Raw genomic sequence first — 17,717 nt, 5'->3', positions numbered from 1 at the left:
CGGGGCGCCCGGGACCGGCGGGTGGCTCAGCCCTTGGCCCGGCTCAGGTGCACGGCCACGGTCCGGTCCGCATCGTGGTGCCCGCGGCCAGCACCAGTGCGACCCCGAGCCCGGCCGCGGAGCGCGCCGGTACGGATCGTGTCAGCTTCATACGTGGTCCCCCCAGGGTGAAGCGTTGGGCCTGCGTCGGCGGCCTCCTGCCGCCGGGTCGCAGCGAGTGTTTCAGCCGTCACCTGGGCGGACAACTCGTTTTTGATCCACTGGAGTTGGGGGACCGGACCACCGTCGGGCGCGGCCGAACAACCGGGGTGCACCGGGCCGAGCCCGGTTGAACCGGGAGCACCCCGCGGCTGCGGCACCGGCTCGCCGGCTGCGGCGACCGGCGCCCCGTGACGCCGGTCACCACAGCCGGGAGGCCGACCTACTGATTCCCGGTCAGGCCGGGAACAGGCCGTTGAGCTCCGGATAACCGAGCCCGTCCGCGAGGCCGTCGTAGGTGCCGTCGGTGTAGACCTCGCGGGCGACCCGCCGGACCGCCGCGTACGCGACCTCGGCGAGCCCGGGGCCGAGGCTGATCCGGCCGACGCCGAGGGCGGCGAGTTCGGCGACCGCCGGGGCGTTCGGGGAGCCGGTCACGTTGAGCGGGACCGGCAGGGCCTTCGCGAGCGCCGCGATGACGGCCGGATCGGCCGTGCCCGGGACGAACACCCCGCTCGCCCCGGCCTCGACGTACGCCAGGCCCCGGGCGATCGCCTCGTCGAGACGGCCCTCAGGCTCGCCGACGCCGCGCAGGAAGACGTCCGTCCTGGCGTTGAGGTACAGCGGCACGCCCTCGGCGTCGGCGGCCGCGCGGGCGGCGGCGATCCGTTCGGCCGCCTCGGCGACCGGGCGCAGCTCGCGGGCCGCGCCGTCGGGGCCGTCCTCCAGGTTGACGCCGACCGCGCCGGTGGCCAGCAGGGCGGTGACGGTCTCGCCCACGTCCGCGGCGCTCGCACCGAAGCCGGTCTCCAGGTCCGCCGTGACCGGCAGGTCCACCGCGGCGACGATCAGGGCGGTCTGGGCCAGCGCCCGGTCCCGGTCGAGGCCGCCGCCGTCCCGGACTCCGAGCGCCCAGGAGACGCTCGCGCTGGCGGTGGCGATCGCCCGCGCACCGGCGGCGGCGACCAGCCGGGCGCTCACCCCGTCCCAGACGTTGGCCAGTACGAGCGGATCGCCGGGCCGGTGCAGGTCGTTGAGGAGCTTGGCCTTGTCGTGCTGAGTGGTCATGGTGACACCCTGTCGGTGAGGCGCGGGGGTGGGCCGGCGGAGATCGGACCCGGAACGGCGGGGCCGTCCGGAGGCCGGGGCGGGCCGGGGAGGGGGCCGTGCTCCGAGGAGCCCGCCGCCGCCCCGGGAGCGGAGGTCAGGACTGCTTGGGGGCCGGGCTGAGGCGGGTGGCGATGGCGATGCGGTTCCAGGAGTTGATCGTGATGATCATCGCGAGCAGCTGGGCCAGCTCCTTCTCCTCGAAGACCTTGGCGGCCTCCTCGAAGACCGCGTCCGGGACGTGCCCCTCGGTGACCTTGGTGACCGCCTCGGTCAGTGCGAGCGCGGCCCGCTCGCGGGCGGTGAACCACGGGGTCTCGCGCCAGGCCGGGAGGCTGAGCAGCCGGTGGTCCTGCTCGCCGATCTTGCGGGCGTCGGTGGTGTGCATGTCGAGGCAGAAGGCGCAGCCGTTGATCACCGAGGCGTAGGTCTTGACCAGCTCGGCGATGATCGGGTCCAGCCCGGCGGACGCCGCACGGTCCAGGTTGATCATCGCGCGGTAGAACTCGGGGGCCTGCTCGGGGAGCGAGATGCGCTGGATCGGGGCGGGGACGTAGGCGTTCTGGTTCGTCGTCATGTGTTCAACGGTAGATGCCGGATGGCCCGCCGGTATGGTTCATTTGAAGCATGGAATCCTGGGCCACTTTCGGTGGCGACCTGCACCTGGACCTGACCGCCGGACGGTCGCGCGGCCTCGGCCTGCGCGAGGCCCTGGAGGACGCGCTGCGTGCGGCGGTCCGCGACGGCCGCCTGCCGACCGGCACCCGGCTGCCCTCCTCGCGGGCGCTCTCCGGTGACCTCGGCATCGCCCGGAACACCGTCGCGGAGGCGTACACCCAGCTCGCCGCCGAGGGCTGGCTGGCCTCCCGGCAGGGCTCGGGCACGGTGGTGGCCGAACGCGGTACGCCGTCCGAGAGCACCGCACCCACGACCCGGCCGCTCAGGTCCGCGGCCCGCTACGACCTGCTCCCCGGCCGGCCCGACGTCTCGCTGTTCCCGCGCTCCGCCTGGCTGGCGGCATCCCGCCGGGCGCTGACGGCGGCCCCCAACGAGGCGTTCGGCTACTCCGACCGGCGCGGGCGGATCGAGCTGCGCCGCACCCTCGCGGAGTACCTGGCCCGGGTCCGCGGGGTGCGGACCGACCCCGAGCGGATCCTGATCTGCGCGGGCTACACGCAGGGCCTCGGCCTGCTCTGCGGGGCGCTGCGCGAGCGCGGCGTCCGGGCGGTGGCGGTCGAGGAGTACGGGCTGCCGCCGCAGCAGCAGGTGATCACGGCCGCCGGACTGGAGACCGTGGCACTGCCCCTGGACGAGGCCGGGGCCCGTACCGACCTGCTGGCGGACTCCGGTGCGGGCGCGGTGGTGCTCACCTCGGCGCACCAGTTCCCGACCGGCGTACCGCTGCGGGCCGCGCGCCGGGCCGCCGCCGTCGCCTGGGCCCGCGAGAGCGGCGGGATCATCGTCGAGGACGACTACGACGGCGAGTTCCGCTACGACCGGCAGCCGGTCGGCGCGATGCAGGCACTGGACCCGGAGCGGGTGGTGTACGCGGGCACCACCAGCAAGAGCCTCGCACCCGGACTGCGCCTCGGCTGGCTCGTCCTGCCCCGGGACCTGGTCGAACCGGTGGGGCGGCAGAAGGAGTTGGCCGACGGGCAGTCCGGCGCCCTGGAACAGCTGGCCCTGGCCGAGCTGATCTCCTCGGGCGGCTTCGACCGGCACATCCGCCGCTGCCGACTGCACTACCGGCGCCGCCGCGACCGGTTGACGAACGTCCTCGCCGAACGGGTCCCCGACGTCCGGGTCACCGGCATCGCGGCCGGACTGCACGCGGTCCTGCAGCTGCCGCCCGGATCGCTCAGCGAGGACGAACTGCGCCACCAGGCAGCCTGGTTGGGCCTCTCGCTGCAGACCATGTCCGAGTGCCGCACGCCCGCGGCCGGGCCGGCGCCGGACGCGCCGCCGGCGCTGGTGATCGGCTACGGGACCCCGCCGGAGCACGCCTTCTCCGCCGCGCTGGACGCGCTCTGCACGCTGCTCCGGCTGTGAGCGGGGCGCGGGGACGGCCCCGGCCCTACCTGCCCCGGCCGCCGAGCTCGAAGAGCAGGAAGAGGAACCCGGCGAACACGTGGCCCGCCACGGTGTAGAGGACTATGCGTACCCAGATACCGCGGTCCGGGACCCGACGGGCATCGATGGGTTGCTTGGCCATGATGGGCCTCCCTTCAGAGGCGTACGAGGCGTACTTGGGGCGGACGGGGACCTCGGGGCCTCAGTGCGCCCCGCCCAGGCAGAGTTCGCCGCCCGGGCTCTGCAGCAGGGTGTGCAGGAAGAGCAGCTCGACGCCGTCGGACGAGTCGGCGGCGATGCGGTGCGGGGTGAGCGAGTCGAAGTGGGCGGAGTCGCCCTCGTCCAGCAGGTGGACCTGCTCGCCGAGGGTCAGCCGCAGCCGCCCCCGCAGGACGTACAGCCACTCCTCACCGGGGTGCACCCGGACCACCGCGTCCTGCAGACCGGTCGGCACGTGGACGCGCAGCGCCTGCATCGCCCGTCCCGGGGTGCCGGCCCGCCGGTAGCCCCAGCCGCCGGCCCGGCCCGGCTCGATCGCACCGCCCCTGACCACCGGGTCCGGGTCGGCCGGCAGCTCGCCGAGCAGCCCGGCGACCGTCGTGCCGTACGCCCGGGCCAGCCCGAGCAGCACCGGCAGCGAGGGCTGCCGCTGCCCGGTCTCCAGGCGCGACAGATACGCTGGGGACAGGCCCACCCGGGTCGCCGCCGCTTCGAGCGTGTACCGGCTGCTCAGCCGGTGCTCCCGTAGTCTGGCGCCGAGGCCCTCGACCTCCTGGTCCGTACTCATGCGCCCAGTCCACACCTGCCCTGCCCCAGAGGCAAGGAAATTGCCTGTGAGGCAAGAGCGGCCGTCCTCTCCCCGGGCTCCCTCCCTGGGCTCCCTCCCGGGCCGCCGGGCCGCCGACGTCACATCGACGACGGACCGTCCCGCAGGCGATGCTGTGGGTCATGACGAAGTCGGACACCCGGGACTACCAGCGCGTACTCGATCTGGTCGTCGCGGTTCTGGAGACGGACGAGCCGGAGACCCTGTGGAACCTGCTCGCGGAGCACCTGCTCGACGTCTTCGGCAGCCGCACCGTGAGCATCACGCAGATGCACCCGGTCCACCGGCGGGCCCGCATCGAGGGCTGGGCGCCGCAGCGGATCGGACCGGCGATCAGCGAGCACGTCGAGCGGCAGATACGGCAGCAGCATCCGCTGGTCGGATACCTCTCCGCCGGTGAGGTCCGCCCGGTGTCGGTGGCCGGGATCTGTTCCGGGTGGCGCGGCTCGGCGTGCTACGACGAGGCGTACCAGGCCTTCGGGACCACCCACCAGCTGGGCCTCCCGCTGGTCACGGCCCGGCACACCATCCGGACCATCGTGCTCAGCCGCCGGGGCGCCGACTTCGGTGCCGACAGCCTGGCCATGGCCGACCGGATCCAGCCGCTGCTCGTCGGCGCGGACCGCCAGCAGCACAGACTGCGGCAGCTCCGCGAGGCCGCCGCGGCGGCCGGTGCCGGCGACACCGTGCAGCGGGCCGCCGGGTACGGACTGACGCCGCGCGAGGTGACCGTGCTGAGCCTGCTCACCGAGGGCCTCACGACCGGGGCCATCGCCCACCGCCTGGCCATCTCCCCGCACACGGTCAACCGCCACCTGGAGCGGATCTACCGAAAGCTCGACACCGACAACCGGGTCTCCGCCGTACGCATGGCCCACCGGCTGGGCCTGGCCCACTGAGGGCCCGCGGCCGGGGCCGGCGGGGAGCGGGGCCGGCGGGGAGCGGGGCCGGCGGGGAGCGGCGGTCGCCGCGTGCGGCTCATCGGCGGGAACGCACCACCGGATCCGGCCATAGGAAGTTCTCCCCATGGCACTGCCCCGGGCCGGTTGCCAGGATCTGGAGCGGGCGCGGGAGAGCGGCGGCGGCCGACCTCCCGCCCCCGGCCGCACGCGACCGCCCGGCCCTACGCGGGGCGGGACAGCCGCACGCGGGGCGGGACGGCACCCGACCCTGCCGCCTGGACCGCAGGGGAGTCCAGGGGGCGGGGTCCGGTGGATCCCCGGTCCCGCCGGCGAGCCCCCGACGGCACTACGGCCGGGGGATGTTCCGCAGGTTGCTCCGGGCCAGGTCGATCATCCTGCCGACACCGCCGGACAGGACGGTCCGGCCCGCCGCCAGGGCGAAGCCCTTGAGCTGGGCGGCGGTGACACGCGGCGGGATGGCGAGCGCGTTGGGGTCGGTGACCACGTCCACCAGCACCGGACCGGGGCGTTGCAGCGCCTCCGCCAGCACCTCCCGCACCTTCGCCGGATCGGTCACCCGCTTCGCCTGGATGCCCATCGCACGGGCGATGGCCGCGTAGTCCACGTCGCCGTTGTCGATCTCCCATTCGGGGTAGCCGGAGACCAGCATCTCCAGCTTGATCATGCCGAGCGCGCCGTTGTTGAAGACCACCGTCTTCACCGGCAGCCGGTGCTTGGCCACGCTGAGCAGTTCACCGAGCAGCATGCCGAGCCCGCCGTCGCCGGACATCGAGACCACCTGCCGCCCGGGGAAGGCGAACTGGGCGCCGATCGCGTGCGGCAGCGCGTTCGCCATCGAGCCGTGCAGGAAGGAGCCGATCACCCGGCGCCGGCCGTTGGGCGTCAGGTAGCGCGCGGCCCAGACGTTGCACATCCCGGTGTCGACCGTGAACACCGCGTCGTCGTCGGCGAGTTCGTCCAGCACGGCGGCCACGTACTCGGGATGGATCGGCACCTGGTTCTCGGTCTTCCTGGTGTAGGCGCTCACCACGCCCTCCAGTGCCCTGCAGTGCTTGTCCAGCAGCTCGTCGAGGAAGCGGCGGTCCTGCTTCTGCTCCAGCAGCGGCAGCACCGCCCGCAGGGTGGCCGACACGTCGCCGTGCACGGCCAGTTCGAGCGGCGTCCGGCGGCCGAGCCGGGTCGCGTCGTGGTCGACCTGGATGGTGCGGGCCCGCGGCAGGAAGGAGTCGTACGGGAAGTCGGTCCCCAGCAGCAGGACCAACTCGGCCTCGTGCAGCGCCTCGTGGCAGGCGCCGTAGCCGAGCAGCCCGCTCATCCCGACGTCGTACGGGTTGTCGTACTGGATCCACTCCTTGCCGCGCAGCGAGTGGCCGATCGGGGAGTTCAGCATGCCGGCGAGTTCCATCACCCCGGCGTGCGCGTCCCGGACCCCAGCCCCGCAGAACAGGGTCACCCGGTCCACCGAGTTGAGCGCCCGGGCCAGGGCCTGCACCTGGGACCAGGGCGGTGCGGCGACGGCCTGTTCGGTCAGGAAGTAGCTGCTGCCGGTCGGCCCGGCGGCCGGGAGGGCGGCGATGTCACCGGGGAAGACCAGCACCGAGACGCCGCGTGCGCCCAGTGCGTGCTGCACCGCGACCCGCAGCAGGCGGGGGAACTGCTCGGGGGTGCCGGCCAGTTCGCAGAAGCTGCTGCAGTCGGTGAACACCCGGTCGGGGTGGGTCTCCTGGAAGAACCCGGTGCCGATCTGGCCGGAGGGGATGTGCGAGGCCAGCGCCAGCACCGGGACGCCGCTGCGGTGGGCGTCGTAGAGGCCCTGGATCAGGTGGGTGTTGCCGGGGCCGCAGGAGCCCGCGCAGACCGCCAGGCGTCCGGTGAGCTCGGCCTCGGCCGCCGCCGCGAAGGCGCCCGCCTCCTCGTTGCGGACGTGCACCCAGTGCAGGTCGGGGGCGCGGCGGATGGCGTCCACCACGGGGTTGAGGCTGTCGCCCACCACCCCGTAGACCCGCTCGACCCCGGCCTGCCGGAGTACCTCCACCATCTGCTCGGCCACGCTGCCCATCGGGCCACCTCGTCTCACCGGCTGGTCACAGGACGCCACCAGCCTGCGGGCCCGGCGCCCGCCGGGCACCCGGCGCTGCGCCGGACGGGGTACGCCCCGGGGGTGCGGGGAGCCGTGCGACCGGGCAGTCGTCGAACTGCCCGGCTGCCCGCACCGCCCCCCGCGCCCCCGGACTCGCGCCGGGCGGGATCAGCCCGCGAAGGCGGTGGTGCCGTTCGGGGTGCCGAGACCGGTCGGGCCGTCGTAGCCGGAGCCCGCCTTGCAGAGGTAGGACGGCGAGCAGCTGCCGTTCGACCCGCTGGTCACGTCGTTCAGCGCGGAGGTGTGCGCGTACGGGAAGGACGCCGGGCTGCTGCCCGAGGACGGCGTGCCCGCCAGCGCGTACACGCCCGCGATGATCGGCGAGGAGGCGCTGGTGCCGCCGTAGACCGCCCAGCCGCTGCCGCCGTAGGTCTGGTAGACCGCGACACCGGTGGCCGGGTCGGCGACGGCGGAGACGTCCGAGACGGTGCGCTTGCCGCAGCCGGTGTCCTTCTGCCAGCTGGGCTTGGCGTCGTACGCCGAGCAGCCCGAGCCGGTGCCCTCGGTGCTGCTGGTGGACCACACCGACTCGCTCCAACCACGGGCGCCGGAGCTGCGGTTGAGCGCCGTGCCGCCGACGGAGGTGACGTACCGGGAGGACGCCGGGTACTGCGCGCCGTACGCCGAGTCACCCGCGCTGACGGTGATGGCGACACCCGGGTGGTTGAAGTAGGAGTTGTCGTACGAGGTGTCGGAGGAGGACTCCGGCCCGCCGTAGCTGTTGGAGACGAACTTGGCGCCGAGCTTGACGGCGGTGTTCACCGAGGTGCCGAGGTTGGCCGTGGTGGCACTGGTGGCCTCGACCAGGATGATCTTCGCGTTGGGCGCGACCGCGGAGACCATGTCGAGGTCGAGCGATATCTCACCGGCCCAACCGGAGTTCCTGGTCGGGTACTTGGTGCCACCGGTCTGGTTGACCTTCTTGAAGCAGCCGTTGGCGGTGGTGCAGGCCGGCAGGCCGTACTGGGAGCGGTAGACCGCCAGGTCGGACTCGGCGTTGGGGTCGTCGTACGCGTCCACGATGGCGACGGTCTGGCCCGCTCCGCCGCCCGCCGGGAGGTTGTACGCGCTGCGCAGGTCGCTCGGGCCGTAGCCGGACGGCGTCGCGTCGGGGGTGACGCCGAGCGCGTGGACCCGCTGGACCGTGCTGGTGACCCGCAGCGCGTCACAGGCCATGGTGTCGCCCTTGGCGAGGGTGTCACAGGCCCGCACCCACGACGTACCGCCCTTGGTGTGGACGGTGGCCGGTGCCGCACCGGCGGGAGCGGCGGTCGAGACGGCGGACACCGCGAGGGCTGCGGTGCCCGCGAGCGCCAGGACGAACCGGCGGGTGGACGCGGGCATGGTGGGGGAATGCACCGGACTGCCTCCTGTGGCTGGGCTGGTGAACCCTTGTGGGGCCGGGGGCCGTGCGTGGGGGCGGTCGCACGGGCACGGTGAGCGCCGGCGACCGGGCAGGCGGAAACGACGGCCGTCGAGGCCGCCACTCACCACCGGGAACCGGCGCCGACGCTAGCCAGCCATGGGCATGTCGAACAACGGGCCGGTCAGGATTCGACCATCCCTTTACCGCCCGGAGGGGAAAGCGGTGCCGAACTCACAGCTCCCGGTGATTGCGCCGGTGACCGCGAACTCCCCGGCCACAGAGGAGGAGTTGACCGTGTCACTCGGCAGGCAGGTGCTCCACCACGCCGATCGGCAGACCCGCCTGCGCCTGCCGTCTGGCCGGCTCACGGCCGGGCGGCTGGACGCACCGCTCGGGCTGGCCGGCGGGCGTCGCGGTCGGGCGGCCGACCGGCCTGCCCTGCTCCAGCTTCAGCTGCTCCCCCTCGTGCAGCAGGGTCATCACCGTGCCCCGGCGCAGCGTGTAGACGGTGCGCTGGTGGGTGATCTCCACGTGCAGCAGCTGGTCCCGCACCACCATGGCGAAGGACAACCGCCCCAGCCCTGCGGGCAGTCGGGGCCGGAAGGAGAGCTGTTCGTCGTGGTCGCGCAGGCCGCCGAAGCCGGCCACCAGGGCGATGCAGGCCCCGGCCAGCGAGGCCATGTGCAGGCCGTCCTTGGTGTTGCCGCCGAGGTCGTGCAGGTCCATCAGGGCGGCTTCGGCGGTGTAGTCGTAGGCCAGGTCCAGCTGGCCGACCTCGGCCGCGATGACCGCCTGGGTGCAGGCGGAGAGCGAGGAGTCGCGGACCGTGAGCCGCTCGTAGTAGGCGAAGTTGCGGGCCTTCTGCTCCGGGGTGAAGGCGTCGCCGCGCACCTGCATGGCCAGCACCAGGTCCGCCTGCTTGACCACCTGCTTGCGGTACAGGTCGAAGTACGGGTAGTGCAGCAGCAGCGGGTACTTCTCCGGCGGGGTGTTCTCGAAGTCCCAGAACTGGTGGTCGGTGAAGTTGTCGGCCTGCGGGTGGATGCCGATCCTCTCGTCGTACGGGATGTACATGGCCGCGGCCGCGTCCCGCCAGGCCGCCGCCTCCTCGGTGTCCACGCCGAGGCCGGAGGCCTGGTGCATGTACCGGGTGACGGTCTCGGCGGCGACCCGCAGGTTGGTCTGCGCCATCAGGTTGGTGAAGACGTTGTTGTCCGAGACGGCGCTGTACTCGTCGGGTCCGGTGACGCCCTCGATCCGGAACCGGCCGTCGGAGTCGTGGTGGCCGAGCGAACGCCACATCCGGGCGGTCTCCACCAGCAGTTCGAGCCCCAGGGTCCGTTCGAAGTCGACGTCCCCGGTGGCCCGGCAGTAGCGGGCGACCGCGACGGCGATGTCCGCACCGATGTGGAAGGCCGCCGTACCGGCCGGCCAGTAGCCCGAGCACTCCTCGCCGCGGATCGTCCGCCAGGGGAACAGCGCCCCGGCCAGGCCGAGTTGGGCGGCCCGGTCGCGGGCCATCGGCAGCGTCCCGTGCCGCCAGGTGAGCACCTGTTTGACCGCCGAGGGCATGGCGTAGGTGAGCACCGGCAGGACGAAGGTCTCGGTGTCCCAGAAGGTGTGCCCGTCGTAGCCGGGCCCGGTCAAGCCCTTGGCGGGGATGGCCCGCTCCTCGCTCCGCGCGCCCGCCTGCAGCACGTGGAAGAGCGCGAAGCGGACGGCCTGCTGCAACTCCAGGTCGCCGTCCAGCTGGACGTCGCTGGTGTCCCAGAACTTCTTGAGGAACTGCTGCTGTTCGGCGTACAGCCCCTCCCAGCCGGTGAACCGGGCGGCGGTCAGCGCGGCCTCGACCTGGTCGCGGACCGCGGGCAGCGAACGGGTCGCCGACCAGCCGTACGAGATGAGCTTGACCAGCCGCAGCTGCTCGCCCGGCTTCAGCACCGTGGTGACGCTGAACCGGCCCTGGTCCTCGGTGCATTCGGCGGTGGCGTCGAAGTGCTCGGGCCCCTCGACCAGGTGGTCCATCCCGGCCGCCACCCGCAGGCCGCTGAACCTGGTCCGGTGCACCAGGACGGCCTTCATCCCCGAGGCGTGCGCGGCCTCGCCGACCAGCGGCGCCTCCAGGACGGCCGCGGCCCGCGGATCGCCCGAGCCGTCCGGGAGCTGCTCGTTGGCGACCAGCTCGGACTGGAGCACGATCCGCACCGGACCGTCCACCGCGGTGACCCGGTAGTCGATCGCGGCGATCGCCCGCTGGGTCAGCGAGACCAGCCGGCAGGACTTGACCTTGACGGTCCGTCCGGCGGGCGAGGTCCATTCGGCGTCCCGTCGCAGGACCCCTTCGCGGAAGTCCAGCATCCGCCGGTGGCTGCGGAGTTCGCCGTAGCGCAGGTCGAAGGGCTCGTCGTCGACCAGCAGCCGGATGATCTTCCCGTTGGTGACGTTGATGACGCTCTGCCCGGACTCCGGGAAGCCGTAGCCGCCCTCGGCGTACGGCAGCGGGCGCAGCTCGAAGACCCCGTTGAGGTAGGTGCCGGGCAGACCGTGCGGCTCGCCCTCGTCCAGGTTGGCGCGCAGGCCGATGTGGCCGTTGGAGAGTGCGAACACCGATTCGGCGCGGGCGAGTCCGGGCAGGTCGAGGCCCTGTTCGGCGAGGCCCCAGGGGTCGATGGTGAAGACGTTGGAGCCGCTCATGCCGAAGCCTCCGCGTCCGGCCGGCCGTCGGACTCGATCAGCTCGGCGAGGTCGGTGACCACGATGTCCGCGCCGTGCTCGCGCAGCGCCCCGGCCTGGCCGACCCGGTCCACGCCGACCACCGTGCCGAAGCCGCCGGCCCGCCCGGAGACCACCCCGGCGAGGGCGTCCTCGAAGACGGCGGCGTGCTCCGGCGGGGTCCCGAGCGCCCGGGCGGCGGCCAGGTAGGTGTCGGGCGCGGGTTTGCCCGGCAGGTTCTCGCGCTTGGCGACCACCCCGTCGATCACCACGTCGAACAGCCCGTCGATGCCCGCGGCCCGCAGCACGTCCCGGCAGTTGGCGCTGGAGGAGACCACCGCGCGCGGCATTCCGAGCACCCGCAGCCGGTGCAGGTACTCCACCGAGCCCGGGTACGGCTGGACGCCCTGCTCCTGGATCATGCGCAGCACGGTGACGTTCTTGGCGGTGCTCAGCCCCTGGACGGTCCTGGCGCCCGGTGGATCGGCCGGGGTGCCCTCGGGCAGCCGGATGCCCCGGGAGGCGAGGAAGGCCCGGGTGCCGTCCTGCCGGGGGCGCCCGTCGACGTACGCGTCGTAGTCCCCGACGGCGTCGAACGGGACGAACTCCTCGCCGCTGCGGTCGGCCTCGGCCCTCAGGAAGGAGTCGAACATGTCCTTCCAGGCCGCCGCGTGCACCTTCGCGGTCTGCGTCAGCACTCCGTCGAGGTCGAAGAGGAATGCTCGGATGTGGTCCGGAAGTCCCAACATACCCGCCAGTGTGGCCCGTACGCCGCGCGAAGCCGCCCATTGGCGCTACGCCTGGCGCGTCGCGAACGGGCGGCTCCCGGGCCCCGTGGCCAAGGGGTGCCGGACCTACATCGGCTTGGCCTTGATCACCGCGAAGACGGCGCCCTGCGGGTCGGCGAGCACCGACATCCGTCCCGCGACCATGTCGAACGGCGGGACCAGTACCGTGCCGCCGCGCTTGACCAGCGCGTCCACCACGCTGTCGGCGTCGTCCACGGAGAAGTACGTCAGCCAGTGCGAGGGCGTGCCGGGCGGGTCGTTGGCGAGGTTGGCGACGCCGCCGACCCCGCGGCCGCCGACGTTGAACACGTGGTAGTCGCCGGCGCCCGGCATGTCCATCGGCGCGATCTCGGCCCCGAAGACGGCCCGGTAGAAGGCGGCCGCCGCGTCGAAGTCGGCGGTGTGCAGCTCGTTCCAGGTGAGCGCGCCGGGCTCGTTGACCACGTGCGCGCCGAAGAAGTCCACCGGCTGCCAGACCCCGAACACCGCACCGCCCGGGTCCGCCGCCACCAGCATCCGGCCGACCGTGCCGACGTCCGTCACCGGCATCAGCACGGTGCCGCCGTTGGCCGTGACGGCGGCCTGGGTGGCGTCCGCGTCGGCGGTCGCGATGTAGGTGGTCCAGACGGTCGGCGGCGTCGGCTGCCCCTCGGGCGCCATCGCCGCCATGACTCCCGCCACCGGCTTCCCGTTCAGCGTGCACATCGCGTACCCGCCGAACTCGGCCGGGCCGACCTCGCCCTGCCAGCCGAACAGATCCCGGTACACGTCCAGCGCGGCCTGCTGGTCCGGCGCCATCAGGTCCACCCAGCACGGGGTGCCGGGCGGGTACGCTTCGGTCACTTCAGGCATCTCGTCTCCCTCGCGGTGACCCCCGCCGCCCACCTTGACCGCAGCCGCCCGATCCTGCCACCGGAGAGTGCGTCGGCCGCCCGGCGACGGGCCGCTCCGCGCGCCCACGGCTCAGTTGCGGGCGTCGAGTTCGCGGCGCAGGAGTTCGCGGTAGGAGGCCCGGTAGGCGCGGGCGGCGATCTGGTTGCCGGCCGCGAGGTAGGCGGCGACGAGGGTTTCGTGGGCGCTCTCGCGCAGGCTGTCGGCGTGCACGGCGACCAGGGCGGCGTCCACGGCGGCGCCCGCCCAGCCGGCCTCGGCGAGGCGGGCGGAGAGGGTTTCCAGGGTGTGCAGGCGCTGTTGGCGCCAGCGCTCCTGGTGGGGGGCGAGCCAGTGCTCCTCCCAGTCGGGGAGCAGGTCGGCCCCGAAGTCGCAGGCGGCGGCCCGGCCGAGGTCCTCGGCGGGCATCGGCAGGGCGAGGTTGAGGACGCGGGCGGCGACCGCCCGCCGGCCGGCCAGGTCGACGCTGACGTGCGGGGCGAGCCGGAGGCGTTCGGGGGTGCCCTGGAGCAGGTGGGAGCGGTCGCCGGGGAGCCGGTGCAGGGCGGTGCGCAGCGCGGCCCCGGCCCTGGCCTGGTCGAGGGCGGGCCACAGCACGGCGGCGGCCCTGGCACGGGTGAGCCCGCCCGGTTCGACGGCGAGCAGGGCGAGCAGGCGGCGGGCCGCGATGGTGGGCTGGACCTCGCGCCCGTCCAGGTGCAGGGCGAAGCCGCCGAGCAGTTCGAGGCCGACCGCCGGCGGCGGCGGTGCGGGCGGCGGTGCGACGACCGGCAGCACTCTGGCCATGGCAGGACCTCCCCCTGTTCCTTCACCGGATGCACACGCTAGTGAGGGCGGCAGGGCGGCGGCGGGACCCATCGAGTCCTCTGATGCCCGCCATGGAAGAAACCGATCGCTCCTTGCCCCCGGCCCTTCCGGCTGACCAGCAAAAATACCGTCCGGCCTGATTGTTTGACGGGACGGAGACAAGACCGGGGCGGCGCCGTGCAATACCCGCGCAACGCTCCTGACACGCGCCGCAACCTACGGTCCCGGATGCCGGCCACGTCCCTGGCCGCCGCTCCCGAGCCCCAGCGTCGTGAGAAGGACCCCATGACCCCGCCCTCCGTACCCGCCCGCCCGCTGTCCCGCCGCACCGCGATCGCCGCCGCCTTCGGCGCAGCCGGTGCGCTCGCGCTGGCCGGCACCCCGTCCGCCTGGGCCGCCGAGACCCGTACCGGCCGCCGCGCCGCCGGTACGGCCGACGCCGACCCGAGCGTGGTCGTCCGCTGGAACCAGGCCACCATGGACGCGATCCTCGCCAAGTACCACGCGACCGGCGCCGTGTTCGGCCCGGCCACCATCAACGCCCGCTCGCTGGCCGTGGTGCACAACTGCATCTACGACGCCTGGGCCTGCTACGACCGCGTCGCCGTCGGCACCCGCTTCGGCGGGGACCTGCGCCGCCCCCGCTCCGAGCGGACCCCGGCCAACAAGAACGAGGCGATCAGCTACGCCGCCCACCGGGCGCTGTGCGACCTCTACCCCGACCAGACCCCCGCCGCCGACTCCATGCTGCGCAGCCTCGGCTACGACCCGGCGCGCACCGGCGGTCCGTCCACCAGCCCGGCCGAGATCGGCCGCCGCACCGCGCAGGCGGTACTGGACTTCCGCCACCAGGACGGCGCCAACCAGCTGAACGCGTACGCCGACACCACCGGCTACCAGCCGCTCAACCAGCCGCAGGACGTCACCGCGTTCGACCCGGGCCTGATCACCTCCCCCGCGCACTGGACCCCGCTGATCGTCAAGGGCGCCACCCAGCACTTCGTGACGCCGCAGTTCGCCACCACGGTGCCGTTCGCGCTGGAGCGCCCGGACCAGTTCACGGTGCCCGCGCCGCCCGCCCACCCGTCCTCCCGGCTGGCCGACGCGGTCGCCGAACTCGTCGGCATCAGCGCCGGCCTGACCGACGAGCACAAGGCCATCGCCGAGTTCTGGCTGGACGCGGACGTCACCCCGCCCGGCGCGCAGCAGGCCTGGGGCCGGTTCGTCTCCGCCCGCGACGGCTACACCGTGGATGAGGACGCCAAGCTGTTCTTCGGCCTCAACATGGCCGAGACCGACGCCGCCATCGGCTCCTGGGCGGTCAAGCGCCGGTACGACTTCGCCCGCCCGAGCACCCTGATCCCGTACGAGCTGCGCGGGCAGCAGATCAGCGCCTGGGGCGGCCCCGGCAAGGGCACCGTGACCATGGACGGCGTCAACTGGCGCGCGTACGTGCCGGTTCCGGCCTTCCCGGCCACCGTCTCCGGGCACAGCACCTTCTCCGGCGCCGCGGCCGAGTTCCTGCGCCGCTTCACCGGCTCGGACGACTTCGGCGACTCGTACCTGTTCAAGGCGGGCACCTCGACCATCGAGCCGGGACTCACCCCCGCCACCGACATCACCCTGACCTGGCCGACCTTCACCGCGGCCGCCGCCCAGGCCGGCATCTCCCGCCTCTACGGCGGCATGCACTGGAGCTTCGACAACGAGCCCGGCCTCGCAATGGGCCACCAGATCGGCCGCGTGGTGCACTGCAAGGCCGAGCGCTACTTCCGCGGCTACTCCAACTGACCTTCCACGGAGAGGAGTTGACTTCATGAGCAACTCGACCACCACCCGTCCCACCGCCCCGGGCACCGCCGCCAAGCCGGCCGCGCCGCCGATCCCCGGGGCTCGGGCCCTCGTCCTCGGGACCGTCACCACCACCGTCGCACTGCTGGTCCTGGTCGCCCTCGGGAAGGCCGCCGGCCAGGTCCTGCTGGTCGCGCCGCTGGCCGCCACCGCGATGATCGTCTGCGCCAGCCCGGCGCTGCCCCCGGCCCAGCCGCGCTCGGTCCTGCTCGGGCAGCTCGGCTCGGCCGCGCTCGGCCTGCTGGCCGGCGCGCTGGCCGGGCACTCGCTCTGGTCCGCGGCCGTCGCCGCCGGACTGTCGGTCGGGCTGATGGCACTGCTGCGGGCCGTCCACGCCCCGGCGGCGGCCACCGCCGCACTGGTGGTCCTCCAGCACCCGGCCCCGGTCCGTTTCCTGGTGCTGCTGGCCGTCGGCAGCGTGCTGCTGGTCCTGCTCGGGCTGCTGGCCTCGCGGGCCGGCGCGATCGGCAAGTACCCGGCGTACTGGTGGTGACCGCGGCCTCCGGCCGCCCGTCGCCCCGCCCACCGCGTGCATCCCCCATCAGCGCGAGGAACCGGCGCACCAGGACCGCCGCACGGCAACCGCCGCGTCGGACCCGTCGCACCGGAACCACCGCGCAGGAACCACCGCACAGGAATCGGAGTACCCATGGACCGTGACAAGTACCTGGTCAGCACCGACTGGGTCCGGGCGCACGCCGCCGACCGGGGTGTGGTCCTGATCGAGATCACCGACGGCGGCGAGAACCCCGCCGGGCGGATACCCGGGGCGGTCAGCCTCGACTGGAGCAGGGACCTGCAGGACCCGGTCCGGCGCGACCTGCTCACCCCCGAGGACTTCGCCGCCCTGCTCGGCCGGCACGGCATCGCCGAGGACGACACCCTCGTCTTCTACAGCGGCAACTGCAACTGGTGGGCCACCGCCGGGTACTGGCAGTTCCGGCTGTACGGGCACCGCGAACTGCGGGTGCTCGACGGCGGCCGGGGCCGGTGGGAGGCGCAGGGCGGCGAGCTCACCTTCGAGGTCCCGGTCAGGCCCGCCACCGACTACCCCGTCCGGCAGCCGGACGAGTCCATCCGGGCCCGGCGCGACCGTGTGATCGCCGGCATCGGCGGCACCAACCTGGTCGACGCCCGATCGCTGGAGGAGTACCTCGGCGAGAGCACCTCGCCGCCCGGCGTCCCCGAGGACCTCGGGGTCCGGCCCGGCCACGCGCTGTCCGCCCAGCACATCCCGTGGAACCTCGCCGTCCGCCCGGACGGCACCTTCCGCACCGACGAGGAGCTGAACGCCGTGTACGGCCAGCTCGACCCGAAGGCGCCGACGGTCGTCTACTGCCGGATCGGCTGGCGCTCGGCGCACAGCTGGTTCGTCCTGCACGAGCTGCTCGGGCTCGCGGACGTCCGCAACTACGACGGAGCCTGGCGGGAGTTCGGCTCGATGGTCGGCGCCCCCGTGGTGCTCGGCCCGCTGCCCTGGGGGACGGTACGGACCGGCAAGGTGGCGCTCGATGCCTGACGTGACCATCCTGCGCGACGTGCTGCGCAACGGCTTCGAACAGGACGGACTGCCCTGGGTGCCGTGGACCGAACCGGGCCGCGCGGGCGTGGAGTTCGTGGTGCTGTGGGGTCCCGACGAGGGCAGCGGCGAGGACTCCGCCGCGCTGCTGCTGCGCTTCCCGCCCGGCGCGCACGGGGACTTCCACGAGCACCTCGGGCACGAGCTGATGCTGGTGCTCGACGGGGTCCTCGACCACAGCGACGGCCGGCGCTTCCACCGCGGCGACCTGGTCATCGAGGAGCCGGGCACCCGGCACCAGATGTCTAGTGCCGAGGGCTGCACGGTGCTCGCCGTCCGCGCCCGCCCGGCCGCCAACCGGCAGCCGGAACCGGGCGAGATCACCACCGGCGTGGGCGCGGCGCTCCCCGCCGCGTGACCCGCACGCGGACGGCTGCCGCACAGCCGCGCCGACGTGCTCGCCAGGGCCAGGGACCTGCGCGGACGTGCAGGTCCCGACCCGCCCCGTACCCCCGGGGG

The 17,717-nt window shown here is 73.7% G+C and carries 16 protein-coding genes; 6 read left to right on the top strand and 10 right to left on the bottom strand.

Going from position 1 to position 17,717, the window contains the following annotated elements:
- Positions 1-435: 435 nt before the first annotated feature.
- Positions 436-1,266 (bottom strand): isocitrate lyase/phosphoenolpyruvate mutase family protein, encoded by an 831-nt coding sequence (locus tag ACFC1R_RS21940; RefSeq protein ID WP_375941031.1) that lies wholly within the window; start codon positions 1,264-1,266, stop codon positions 436-438.
- A gap of 136 nt (positions 1,267-1,402) precedes the next feature.
- Positions 1,403-1,882 carry a carboxymuconolactone decarboxylase family protein gene (locus tag ACFC1R_RS21935; protein ID WP_375941029.1) on the bottom strand — a complete coding sequence of 160 codons (480 nt, stop codon included), beginning with the start codon at positions 1,880-1,882 and terminating at the stop codon, positions 1,403-1,405.
- Positions 1,883-1,932: 50 nt separating this feature from the next.
- Between ACFC1R_RS21935 and ACFC1R_RS21930 the strand changes: the two genes are divergently transcribed.
- Positions 1,933-3,354 (top strand): PLP-dependent aminotransferase family protein, encoded by a 1,422-nt coding sequence (locus ACFC1R_RS21930; protein WP_375941027.1) that lies wholly within the window; start codon positions 1,933-1,935, stop codon positions 3,352-3,354.
- Positions 3,355-3,379: 25 nt separating this feature from the next.
- On the opposite strand, the gene ACFC1R_RS21925 is transcribed toward ACFC1R_RS21930, so the two are convergent.
- Together ACFC1R_RS21925 and ACFC1R_RS21920 are read right to left on the bottom strand one after the other, a co-directional pair.
- A complete protein-coding gene (locus ACFC1R_RS21925) occupies positions 3,380-3,517 on the bottom strand; it encodes a DUF6126 family protein (protein WP_375941025.1) in 138 nt (45 codons plus the stop codon).
- Positions 3,518-3,577: 60 nt separating this feature from the next.
- Entirely contained in the window at positions 3,578-4,162 is a 585-nt protein-coding gene (locus ACFC1R_RS21920; RefSeq protein ID WP_375941023.1) for a helix-turn-helix domain-containing protein, read from the bottom strand.
- A gap of 161 nt (positions 4,163-4,323) precedes the next feature.
- On the opposite strand from ACFC1R_RS21920, the gene ACFC1R_RS21915 reads away from it, so the two are divergent.
- Positions 4,324-5,100, top strand: coding sequence for a response regulator transcription factor (locus ACFC1R_RS21915; RefSeq protein ID WP_375941021.1), 777 nt, complete (start codon positions 4,324-4,326; stop codon positions 5,098-5,100).
- A gap of 349 nt (positions 5,101-5,449) precedes the next feature.
- Here ACFC1R_RS21915 and ACFC1R_RS21910 read toward each other — a convergent pair whose 3' ends face one another.
- From ACFC1R_RS21910 to ACFC1R_RS21885, 6 genes are all read right to left on the bottom strand, one after another.
- Complete coding sequence (locus ACFC1R_RS21910; RefSeq protein WP_375941020.1) at positions 5,450-7,183, bottom strand: pyruvate dehydrogenase; 1,734 nt, start codon at positions 7,181-7,183, stop codon at positions 5,450-5,452.
- Between the two features lie 189 nt (positions 7,184-7,372).
- Positions 7,373-8,608 (bottom strand): peptidase S8, encoded by a 1,236-nt coding sequence (locus ACFC1R_RS21905; protein WP_375941095.1) that lies wholly within the window; start codon positions 8,606-8,608, stop codon positions 7,373-7,375.
- 319 nt (positions 8,609-8,927) lie between these two features.
- Positions 8,928-11,324, bottom strand: coding sequence for a glycoside hydrolase family 65 protein (locus tag ACFC1R_RS21900; protein WP_375941018.1), 2,397 nt, complete (start codon positions 11,322-11,324; stop codon positions 8,928-8,930).
- Positions 11,321-12,091, bottom strand: a complete 771-nt coding sequence (locus ACFC1R_RS21895) for an HAD family hydrolase (RefSeq protein ID WP_375941016.1) — start codon at positions 12,089-12,091, stop codon at positions 11,321-11,323. The genes ACFC1R_RS21900 and ACFC1R_RS21895 overlap by 4 nt, the downstream gene beginning before the upstream one ends.
- 105 nt (positions 12,092-12,196) lie before the next feature.
- Positions 12,197-12,982 (bottom strand): VOC family protein, encoded by a 786-nt coding sequence (locus ACFC1R_RS21890; RefSeq protein ID WP_375941014.1) that lies wholly within the window; start codon positions 12,980-12,982, stop codon positions 12,197-12,199.
- 111 nt (positions 12,983-13,093) lie between these two features.
- Positions 13,094-13,807 carry a BTAD domain-containing putative transcriptional regulator gene (locus tag ACFC1R_RS21885; RefSeq protein WP_375941012.1) on the bottom strand — a complete coding sequence of 238 codons (714 nt, stop codon included), beginning with the start codon at positions 13,805-13,807 and terminating at the stop codon, positions 13,094-13,096.
- Positions 13,808-14,113: 306 nt separating this feature from the next.
- On the opposite strand from ACFC1R_RS21885, the gene ACFC1R_RS21880 reads away from it, so the two are divergent.
- The 4 genes from ACFC1R_RS21880 to ACFC1R_RS21865 all read left to right on the top strand — a co-directional run bounded on the left by ACFC1R_RS21880 (position 14,114) and on the right by ACFC1R_RS21865 (position 17,616).
- A complete protein-coding gene (locus ACFC1R_RS21880) occupies positions 14,114-15,619 on the top strand; it encodes a vanadium-dependent haloperoxidase (RefSeq protein WP_375941010.1) in 1,506 nt (501 codons plus the stop codon).
- Positions 15,620-15,644: 25 nt separating this feature from the next.
- Positions 15,645-16,172, top strand: a complete 528-nt coding sequence (locus tag ACFC1R_RS21875; protein ID WP_375941008.1) for an HPP family protein — start codon at positions 15,645-15,647, stop codon at positions 16,170-16,172.
- A gap of 156 nt (positions 16,173-16,328) precedes the next feature.
- Positions 16,329-17,198 carry a sulfurtransferase gene (locus tag ACFC1R_RS21870; protein ID WP_375941006.1) on the top strand — a complete coding sequence of 290 codons (870 nt, stop codon included), beginning with the start codon at positions 16,329-16,331 and terminating at the stop codon, positions 17,196-17,198.
- Entirely contained in the window at positions 17,191-17,616 is a 426-nt protein-coding gene (locus ACFC1R_RS21865; protein WP_052681769.1) for a cupin domain-containing protein, read from the top strand. Before ACFC1R_RS21870 ends, ACFC1R_RS21865 begins: the two co-directional genes overlap by 8 nt.
- Positions 17,617-17,717 lie beyond the last annotated feature (101 nt).

It is taken from the genome of Kitasatospora sp. NPDC056138 (assembly GCF_042264695.1).
GTDB lineage: Bacteria > Actinomycetota > Actinomycetes > Streptomycetales > Streptomycetaceae > Kitasatospora.
This window is presented reverse-complemented; position numbering and strand designations above follow the sequence as displayed.

Coding starts and splice junctions, on each gene's coding strand:
- ACFC1R_RS21935 (WP_375941029.1), bottom strand. CDS start 1,882: ATGACGACGAACCAGAACGCCTACGTCCCCGCCCCGATCCAGCGCATC.
- ACFC1R_RS21875 (WP_375941008.1), top strand. CDS start 15,645: ATGAGCAACTCGACCACCACCCGTCCCACCGCCCCGGGCACCGCCGCC.
- ACFC1R_RS21940 (WP_375941031.1), bottom strand. CDS start 1,266: ATGACCACTCAGCACGACAAGGCCAAGCTCCTCAACGACCTGCACCGG.
- ACFC1R_RS21910 (WP_375941020.1), bottom strand. CDS start 7,183: ATGGGCAGCGTGGCCGAGCAGATGGTGGAGGTACTCCGGCAGGCCGGG.
- ACFC1R_RS21900 (WP_375941018.1), bottom strand. CDS start 11,324: ATGAGCGGCTCCAACGTCTTCACCATCGACCCCTGGGGCCTCGCCGAA.
- ACFC1R_RS21930 (WP_375941027.1), top strand. CDS start 1,933: ATGGAATCCTGGGCCACTTTCGGTGGCGACCTGCACCTGGACCTGACC.
- ACFC1R_RS21880 (WP_375941010.1), top strand. CDS start 14,114: ATGACCCCGCCCTCCGTACCCGCCCGCCCGCTGTCCCGCCGCACCGCG.
- ACFC1R_RS21915 (WP_375941021.1), top strand. CDS start 4,324: ATGACGAAGTCGGACACCCGGGACTACCAGCGCGTACTCGATCTGGTC.
- ACFC1R_RS21865 (WP_052681769.1), top strand. CDS start 17,191: ATGCCTGACGTGACCATCCTGCGCGACGTGCTGCGCAACGGCTTCGAA.
- ACFC1R_RS21870 (WP_375941006.1), top strand. CDS start 16,329: ATGGACCGTGACAAGTACCTGGTCAGCACCGACTGGGTCCGGGCGCAC.
- ACFC1R_RS21905 (WP_375941095.1), bottom strand. CDS start 8,608: ATGCCCGCGTCCACCCGCCGGTTCGTCCTGGCGCTCGCGGGCACCGCA.
- ACFC1R_RS21925 (WP_375941025.1), bottom strand. CDS start 3,517: ATGGCCAAGCAACCCATCGATGCCCGTCGGGTCCCGGACCGCGGTATC.
- ACFC1R_RS21890 (WP_375941014.1), bottom strand. CDS start 12,982: ATGCCTGAAGTGACCGAAGCGTACCCGCCCGGCACCCCGTGCTGGGTG.
- ACFC1R_RS21885 (WP_375941012.1), bottom strand. CDS start 13,807: ATGGCCAGAGTGCTGCCGGTCGTCGCACCGCCGCCCGCACCGCCGCCG.
- ACFC1R_RS21895 (WP_375941016.1), bottom strand. CDS start 12,091: ATGTTGGGACTTCCGGACCACATCCGAGCATTCCTCTTCGACCTCGAC.
- ACFC1R_RS21920 (WP_375941023.1), bottom strand. CDS start 4,162: ATGAGTACGGACCAGGAGGTCGAGGGCCTCGGCGCCAGACTACGGGAG.